This is a genomic window from uncultured Arenimonas sp., from assembly GCF_963976025.1.
Taxonomy (GTDB): domain Bacteria; phylum Pseudomonadota; class Gammaproteobacteria; order Xanthomonadales; family Xanthomonadaceae; genus Arenimonas.
The window spans coordinates 1-7,290 of record NZ_CAXBJS010000133.1 but is presented as its reverse complement, the minus strand read 5'-3'; the positions used below and the strand labels follow the sequence as shown (position 1 = coordinate 7,290).

The window sequence follows — 7,290 nt, the reverse complement described above, 5'->3', positions numbered from 1 at the left end:
CCTAACACCTTGAGTTAAGCCGCGCCGAAGGCGTCGGCTTGAATGATTGGTTAGGTGGAAAATGCCTCATAGGTCCGTGGACCGCAAGATGGCAAGCATGGTCCAAGAAACCCAGGTGAGGTAGCCGATAACAAGGAGCCCGGCGGCTGAGATGGCCAGCTTTGAACTGGCCTGCCACGCGGATATCACCCACTTGCGGCGGACTAAACCTAGCAACACCCCGGCCCAACAGGCTGCGTACACGCCGAGCGCGAAAATAAGCACGCCGTCGTCCGCCCATGCGCTGTATTGGTCTGGGGCAAGTGGTGCCAGGGAAAAGAGCGCTACTGCGAGAACAACCAGTCCAGCCAGGAGGAAAAGTCCGGATGAGACAATTCGGGTAGCCACGGTCCACCTAACGCCTTGAGTTAAGCCGCGCCGAAGGCGTCGGCTTGAATGATTGGTTAGGCCGGAATCACTCGCCTTCGGGAGCGCGCGATCGGGCCGAGCGGATGTAGGTCAAATATATGGTCCTGGCCGCATTGACCGCAAAGAGCGCGATGACAAGCAAGAACGCGTCGAACAAAACAAATGGCTCACCGACGTAGCGGCGCAGGCCAATGGTTCCAGTCGCCGCTATGGCCATCCACCCCACAGTGAGAAGACTTATCCAGCCGGAGAGTCTGCCGATGCGGCTGGATTGAAAGCGATGGACTAAATGAACGAGTCGCGTTAGTGGCATTTGCCTTTCTCTTTCAAGCGCCCAGAACGTTTGTTGCGCGGCCTAACACCTTGAGTTAAGCCGCGCCGAAGGCGTCGGCTTGAATGATCAGTTAGGCGGCCAGCCTAGCACCCTGTTGGCACGCCCCATTTCGCGGACAGATTAATTGCTTTAGTTGTTCCTATTTTTCGATCAAGGCGAGAATGCCAGCACACCATTTCGACTTGTGCATCTTTGTCCCCGGACTCAGCTAAGCGCATGCTCCAGGCTACGTACTCGTCCATATTGCTGATGTCAGCGTAGTGGAGAGCAAGCCTGCGCATTGCTGTTACGTCGCCGGCATCGGCCAGTGAAATGTGTTCTGCAATGGCATGCTCTGGAAGCTCATTAAGCGGACAAACGCAGACCAACTGGGGAGGGGCATGACTAGCGGTGGTGCAGCCCGCGTTGACGGCAAGTAGGGCTGCAAGGAAGAGGCGTGCGTATTGGTTCATGGACGCCTAACACCTATTCGACCCCTTAAGCGGGGCGTTGCGGGTACGTTCCGACAGTTTGCAGGGCGGGTCAAGCGAGAATTCCTACCCTGAATCAACGCCTTGGCTGATGGGCGCGGTGCCGGTGCTGCGCCAGCATCGCTTGTTATGGAGCGAAGGCGACGACAGGTCGGTTATCGGAGCGCAAACGAGGATTCCGGCGGTCCTTCGATTGGCATGAACGACGCGGCGCCTGGCGAGCAAACCATGCGCGCTCCTCGCCTGTTGGACGAAGTTCGCCGCGTGATGCGGGTCAAGCATTACGCCATCCGCACCGAGCGGGCGTATGTGGACTGGATCAAGCGGTTCATCCAGGCGAACGGGCGCAGGCATCCGCGCGAGTTGGGTGGCCGCGAGGTCGAGGCCTTTCTGTCGCTGCTGGCGGTGCGCGGGCGGGTGGCGGCCAGTACCCAGAACCAGGCGCTGGCGGCATTGTTGTTCCTGTATCGGGAGGTGCTCAAGACCGAGCTGCCGTGGATGGAAAAGGTCGTGCGCGCCAAACGGCCCGAGCGGGTGCCGGTGGTGTTGTCGGTGGCGGAAGTCCGGGCGCTGCTGGCCGTGCTGGAAGGCCGGGCCTGGCTGCTGGCCAGCCTGCTCTACGGCAGCGGCATGCGCCTGATGGAAGTGCTGCGCTTGCGCATCAAGGACGTGGATTTTGCTCGCGGCGAAATCACGGTGCGCGAGGGCAAGGGCGCGCGCGACCGGCGCACGGTGCTGCCGGCTTCGCTGGTCGAGCCGCTGCAGCGCCAGGTCGAACGGGCGCGGGCGGTGCATGCCGCCGACCTGCGCGAAGGTTTCGGGCAGGCCTGGCTGCCCTTTGCCCTGTCGCGCAAGTACCCGAACGCGGGCCGCGAGCCGGGCTGGCAGTATCTGTTTCCGTCCGAGCGCCGCTCGGCCGATCCGCGCGACGGCGTGGTGCGGCGGCACCACCTCGACGACCAGGTCGTCGGCCGCGCGCTCAAGGGCGCGGCCCGTCGGGTGGGCCTGGTCAAACCGGTCAGCGCGCACACGTTGCGCCACAGTTTCGCCACGCACCTGCTCGAGGCCGGTTACGACATCCGCACGGTGCAGGAACTGCTGGGCCACAAGGATGTCGCCACCACGCAGATCTACACGCACGTACTGAACCGCGGTACCGGCGGCGTGCTCAGTCCGCTGGACCGGCGGTGAAGGGGGCTGGCGTCAGCGCGGCTTGGCCGGCAGCGGGAAAGGCGTCACCACCTTCTCGCCGGTGCTGGCGTCACGGATGCTCAGCAGGCCCTTGCGGTCCACCTCCTCCACGCGCACCACGCTTTGCATCGGCAGGTGCAGCACGCGGGTGTCGGCGAACTCGTCGCGCAGGCGTTCTTCGGTGGGGTCCACCACCACGCCTTCCTTGGCATCGAACACCAGGTCGGCGACTTCCGTGAAACCCCACAGCGAACTGGCCGACACACGACGCGCGTACAGCTCGTACACCTTGCCGGCGTTGAGGAAGGTCACCTTGTAAAGAATGCGCGTGCTCATGAAGGCGATTATATTCCCGCGCCTACTGGCCGCGTGAACGGCGCGCCAGCATGGGTTTCAGGGCCAGCGCATAGATCAGCCCCACCACGAAGCCGGCCAGGTGCGCCCACCAGGCCACGGCGCCGAAGCTGGGGCCGGCGAAGGTGAAGATCAGCTGCAGCGTCGCCCACAGGCCGATCAGCAAGGCCGCCGGCACCTTGATGAACTCCAGCCACAGGCCCAGCGGCACCACCACGCCCAGGCGCGCGCGCGGGAACAGGGCAAGGTAGGCGCCGATCACCGCCGACACGCCGCCGCTGGCGCCGATGATCGCGCGCGCCGGCGTGCCCATCAGCACCGCGGCGGCCAGGTTGGCCAGGGCGCCGCCGGCCAGGAACAGCAGCAGGAAGCGCCAGGGACCCATGGTGCGTTCCGAGGGCAGGCCGAAGATCAGCAGGAACAACAAGTTGCCGACCAGGTGCACGGGCCCGGCGTGGATGAACAATGCCGTGAGCAGGGTCAGCAGGCGCACGTCGCGCATCGCCGCGCGCCATTCGGTGACGCTGCCCGACAGCGTGCCCCAGCGCAGCAGCGTGGCGCGCCAGGCGGCGTCGTCGGGCAGCAGGAAGATCCAGATGTAGGCGCCGACCATCAGCAGCGCCAGCAGCGGCGTCGCCCAGCGCCAGCGCGTCCTTCGGCGGGTGGGCAGGTCGACGAACACGGATCAGGGCCTCGGCAGCAGCACGTCGCGGCCGCGCAGGGAAAGCACCAGGCCGTCGCGGCGGATCTCCTGGATCACCACGCCATCGGCCGGGTTGGCGCCTTCGCCGTGGCGGCGGCCGTCGAGGATGACAAAACGCTGCGACGGTTCGTCGGCGTAGACGTGCATGGTGATCTTCAGCGGCGGCAGGGCGTTGCGCTCGCTGGCGGGAAGGTCGGTGAGGCGGGGCAGGATGTTGGTGGGTGCGGGAAGTTCGGTGATGGTGGGAGCTTGCGTCGGGGTCTGCACGGGAACGGGCCTTGGCGCAGGAACCGGCGCCGGCGCCGGCACGCGCGCGACATCAGGCCTCGCTGCCTCGCGCGCGGGGGCGGCTTGGGGAGGGGGCAACGCAACCGTCGGCGCAACCATGCTCGCCCCCGGCTCGCCCTCACCCCGGTCCTCTCCCGCGGGCGGGAGAGGGGGAACAGCCGTCGGGGCCGCAACTTGCGTCTGCGCAGGCACCGCGGCCTCCCGGGACCATTACCGCCACACGAACACGCCAACCACCACGACGAGCAACACGCCCGCCACATACGCCCAGCCCGGCGTCGCACGCCGCGACCGCACCGGCACCACGGCCTGTTCGACGAACAGCCCCGGGGCCTTGCCGCGCTGGCGCTCGGCTTCGGACTTCTTCAGGGCTTCCAGGATCAGCGACATCAGTCCAGCACCCGGCGCAGGCGCGGGCCCTCGTTTTCGCGGGCAGCCAGGGCCATAAGGGTTTCCGGGCCGATCACGCCGTCGGGCACCAGGCCGTTGGCGTCCTGAAGCCGGCGCACGGCATCAATGCTGTGGGCATCGAGCACCGCCGGGCCGGCTTCGGCCGATTGCAGGCCGGCGCGGTCGCGCAGGCGGTCGTGGATCCAGTCCACCGCGGGTCCGCTGTCGCCAGCCACGGGGGCAGGCCACAGGAAATCCGGGCCGCGCCACAGCGTGGCGTACTCGCCGTCCCAGGCGCGTTCCAGCGCCAGCCGGTCGGTGTCGAAGCGGCCGCCGCCCAGCCACAGGCGCACCCGCAGCGCATCGGCGCCCAGCAGCAGGGCCCAGGCTTCTTCGCCATTGGCGCGCAGGCGCAGCAGCGAAGGCCGGCCCAGCGCCGCCAGCTTGTCCAGGCCGGCGCGGCCGCGCAGGCAGTAAAGCCCCGGCGCCAGCACCGGCGGGCAGGCCTGGGCGCGGTCGACGGTGGTTTCGTTAGCGCGCACCGTCCACAGGCCCAGCAGTTGGCCCCAGGCGGGCTGTGCCGGCGCACCCGCCAGGCGGATGCGGTCGCCCAGCTGCGCGCCGGGAAGGTAAGGCACCACCGCCACGGCAACCGGCGCGGGTTCGGCCTGGGTTTGTGAGTCGGGTTCGGGCTCGGGCGGCAGTGGGGCGGGTTCGCGCATGGCCAGCGCGATCACCAGCAGCGCCAGCACGGCGGCCACGCCCCAGGCCAGGGTCGGGCGCGGCAGTTTCGAAAGCCGCGGCGCCATGGCTTCACGGGCGGCGCGGTCCACCCAGCTTTCGCCGACCTGGGTTTCGTCGTGGGCATAACCGGCCAGCAGCGCGCGCTCGGCGATGATGTTCACCAGCCGCGGCACGCCGCCGGCATGGTGGTGGATGCGTTTCACCGCCAGCTTGGTGAATGGGAAACGCGTGCCCCCAGCCACCGAAAACCGGTGCCGCAGGTAGGCCTCGGTTTCGGCGCCGTCCATCGGCGTCAGGTGGAAACGCGCGGTCACGCGCTGGGCCAGCTGGCGAAGGTCGGGGCGCGCCAGCATGTCGCGCAGTTCCGGCTGGCCCAGCAGCAGGATCTGCAGCAGCTTCTGCGTGGGCGTTTCCAGGTTGGTCAGCAGGCGCACCTGCTCCAGTGCTTCGGGGCTTAGGTTCTGCGCCTCGTCGATGATCAGCACCACGCGCAGGCCCTGGGCGTAGGCGTCGAGCAGGAAGTGGTTCAGCGCATCCACCAGGCCCTTGAGGCTGCCGCGGCGGCCGGCGACGTCGATGCGCAGTTCTTCGCAGATCGTTTCCAGCAGCTCCACCGGGTCCAGGCGCGGGTTCAGCACCAGGGCCACGCGCACGTTTTCAGGCAGCTGTTCCAGCAGCAGCCGGCACAGCGTGGTCTTGCCCGTGCCTACTTCGCCGGTGAGCTGCACGAAGCCGCCGCCGCCGCCCTGGCCGATGCCGAAAAGCAGGTGCGCGAGCGCGTCCCGGTGGCGCTCGCTCAGATAAACGAAGCGCGGGTCGGGCGTGATCGAGTACGGCGGCTCGTCCAGGCCGTAGTGCTCGAGATACATGCGAGGTCCGGGCGAAAGGGGCAACCAGCATGCCACGGCGGCCACGCGCGCAGGAACCGCCGCCTTCCTGCCCACGGCGGGCGGCTTTCCACGCGGCCGGCCCGCGTCTTGCCTACCGGCGTGCCGGTGTTGTGCCGATTCGCGGTGAAGTCGCCGGGCGGACGCTGTCCCTGCGCCATTCCGGCGCACAAGGAGACCCCCGATGATCCTGACCCGCTGTTTCGCCATCGCCGCCCTCTGGGCCGCCGCCACCGTTGCCTGGGCAGGTCCCGGCGACGAGGACGAGTCCGTTGAACGCCCGCCCGGCCCCGCCTTGCTCACCATCACCTCGGCCGTGCCCGAAGCCACTGCCTTTCCCGACGACGGCAGCACCCACCTGGTCTGGGAAGACAGCGCCGGCCGCCGCAGCAAGGCCGAAATCCTGGTCGACGGCAGCATCCGCCTGTTCCTGCCGGGCGAACCGGTGCGCCACTACGGCCCGCGTCCGCGCCTGCTGACGCCGGCCGAGCAAGCCAGCGTCGACCAGGTGCTGGACTTCTACTACGCCAACGGCATCTACCTGGAAAACCGCCGCACGCGCCGCCCCAGCGATCCGCCGCGGCGCCCGATGATGCGCGGCGGCGGTGGCATCGGCCCGCTGATCGTCTGGATGATCGCCGACGCCTGCATGACTGCCGAGAAGGGCCGCCAGAACGCCTGCATGGAGGAATGCGCCTCCATCGGCATGAGCGCGCACTACCGCAGCGGCATCTGCGGCGCCGGCTCCACCTGCGCCTGCGTGTACATCGTTGAACGCCAGCCCGATCCGAGCTGAGGGCCACAAACAAGAAGGCCCTCCATTTGGAGGGCCTTCGCCGTCGCTGTTGTAGGAGCGCCTTCAGGCGCGAAGCGGTTCTTTGCCGGAGGCAAAGTCAAAAGATTCGCGCCTGAAGGCGCTCCTACAGTGGTGGCTCAGTCGTCGAGGGTCAGCAGCGAGGCATTGCCACCCGCCGCCGTGGTGTTCACGGTCAGCACGCGCTCGGTGGCGAAACGCAGCAGGTAGTGCGGGCCGCCGGCCTTGGGGCCGGTGCCGGACAGGCCTTCGCCGCCGAAGGGCTGCACGCCGACCACGGCGCCCACCTGGTTGCGGTTGACGTAGCAGTTGCCCACCCGCACCGTGCTGGCGATCTTTTCCACCGTCGCGTCGATGCGCGAATGGATGCCCAGGGTCAGGCCGTAGCCGGTGGCGTTGATGTCGGCCATCACCTGGTCGAGCTCGCTGGCCTCGTAGCGCAGCACGTGCAGCACCGGGCCGAAGACTTCGCGCTCCAGCTGGGAAAGGCTCTTGAGCTCATACGCACGCGGCGCGAAGAAGCAGCCGTTGGCGGTGTCTTCCGGCAGCTTCACCTGGTTGATCAGCTTCGCCTCGCGGTCCATGCGCTCGGCGTGCGCTTCCAGGACCTTGCGCGCGTCCTCGTCGATCACCGGGCCCACGTCGGTGCTCAGCAGCGCCGGGTTGCCCACGCGCAGTTCGTCCATCGCGCCCGACAGCATGGTGAT

At 67.8% G+C, this 7,290-nt stretch carries 9 protein-coding genes; 2 read left to right on the top strand and 7 right to left on the bottom strand.

Translation table 11 applies throughout. The features are described from left to right. Positions 1-825: 825 nt before the first annotated feature. Positions 826-1,194, bottom strand: a complete 369-nt coding sequence (locus AACZ35_RS10510) for a hypothetical protein (protein WP_339828948.1) — start codon at positions 1,192-1,194, stop codon at positions 826-828. A gap of 246 nt (positions 1,195-1,440) precedes the next feature. On the opposite strand from AACZ35_RS10510, the gene AACZ35_RS10505 reads away from it, so the two are divergent. Next, positions 1,441-2,403: an integron integrase gene (locus AACZ35_RS10505; RefSeq protein ID WP_339828946.1), complete on the top strand. Its 963-nt coding sequence runs from the start codon at positions 1,441-1,443 to the stop codon at positions 2,401-2,403. Between the two features lie 12 nt (positions 2,404-2,415). Here the strand turns inward: AACZ35_RS10505 and AACZ35_RS10500 are convergent, their stop codons facing one another. The 5 genes from AACZ35_RS10500 to AACZ35_RS10480 form a co-directional block, all read right to left on the bottom strand. Next, positions 2,416-2,739 carry a DUF1820 family protein gene (locus AACZ35_RS10500; RefSeq protein WP_339828944.1) on the bottom strand — a complete coding sequence of 108 codons (324 nt, stop codon included), beginning with the start codon at positions 2,737-2,739 and terminating at the stop codon, positions 2,416-2,418. Positions 2,740-2,761: 22 nt separating this feature from the next. Further along, entirely contained in the window at positions 2,762-3,439 is a 678-nt protein-coding gene (locus AACZ35_RS10495; protein WP_339828942.1) for a rhomboid family intramembrane serine protease, read from the bottom strand. A 3-nt stretch (positions 3,440-3,442) separates the two neighbouring features. Further along, complete coding sequence (locus AACZ35_RS10490; RefSeq protein ID WP_339828940.1) at positions 3,443-3,727, bottom strand: general secretion pathway protein GspB; 285 nt, start codon at positions 3,725-3,727, stop codon at positions 3,443-3,445. Positions 3,728-3,958: 231 nt separating this feature from the next. Further along, positions 3,959-4,138 carry a hypothetical protein gene (locus AACZ35_RS10485; RefSeq protein WP_339828938.1) on the bottom strand — a complete coding sequence of 60 codons (180 nt, stop codon included), beginning with the start codon at positions 4,136-4,138 and terminating at the stop codon, positions 3,959-3,961. Next, positions 4,138-5,751, bottom strand: coding sequence for an AAA family ATPase (locus tag AACZ35_RS10480; protein WP_339828936.1), 1,614 nt, complete (start codon positions 5,749-5,751; stop codon positions 4,138-4,140). The genes AACZ35_RS10485 and AACZ35_RS10480 overlap by 1 nt, the downstream gene beginning before the upstream one ends. A gap of 202 nt (positions 5,752-5,953) precedes the next feature. On the opposite strand from AACZ35_RS10480, the gene AACZ35_RS10475 reads away from it, so the two are divergent. After that, positions 5,954-6,565, top strand: a complete 612-nt coding sequence (locus AACZ35_RS10475) for a hypothetical protein (protein ID WP_339828934.1) — start codon at positions 5,954-5,956, stop codon at positions 6,563-6,565. A 137-nt stretch (positions 6,566-6,702) separates the two neighbouring features. Here the strand turns inward: AACZ35_RS10475 and AACZ35_RS10470 are convergent. Beyond that, on the bottom strand, positions 6,703-7,290 hold a 588-nt coding region (locus AACZ35_RS10470), incomplete at its 5' end, for an aldehyde dehydrogenase family protein (protein WP_339828932.1).

Coding starts and splice junctions, on each gene's coding strand:
- AACZ35_RS10510 (WP_339828948.1), bottom strand. CDS start 1,194: ATGAACCAATACGCACGCCTCTTCCTTGCAGCCCTACTTGCCGTCAAC.
- AACZ35_RS10505 (WP_339828946.1), top strand. CDS start 1,441: ATGCGCGCTCCTCGCCTGTTGGACGAAGTTCGCCGCGTGATGCGGGTC.
- AACZ35_RS10500 (WP_339828944.1), bottom strand. CDS start 2,739: ATGAGCACGCGCATTCTTTACAAGGTGACCTTCCTCAACGCCGGCAAG.
- AACZ35_RS10485 (WP_339828938.1), bottom strand. CDS start 4,138: ATGTCGCTGATCCTGGAAGCCCTGAAGAAGTCCGAAGCCGAGCGCCAG.
- AACZ35_RS10480 (WP_339828936.1), bottom strand. CDS start 5,751: ATGTATCTCGAGCACTACGGCCTGGACGAGCCGCCGTACTCGATCACG.
- AACZ35_RS10475 (WP_339828934.1), top strand. CDS start 5,954: ATGATCCTGACCCGCTGTTTCGCCATCGCCGCCCTCTGGGCCGCCGCC.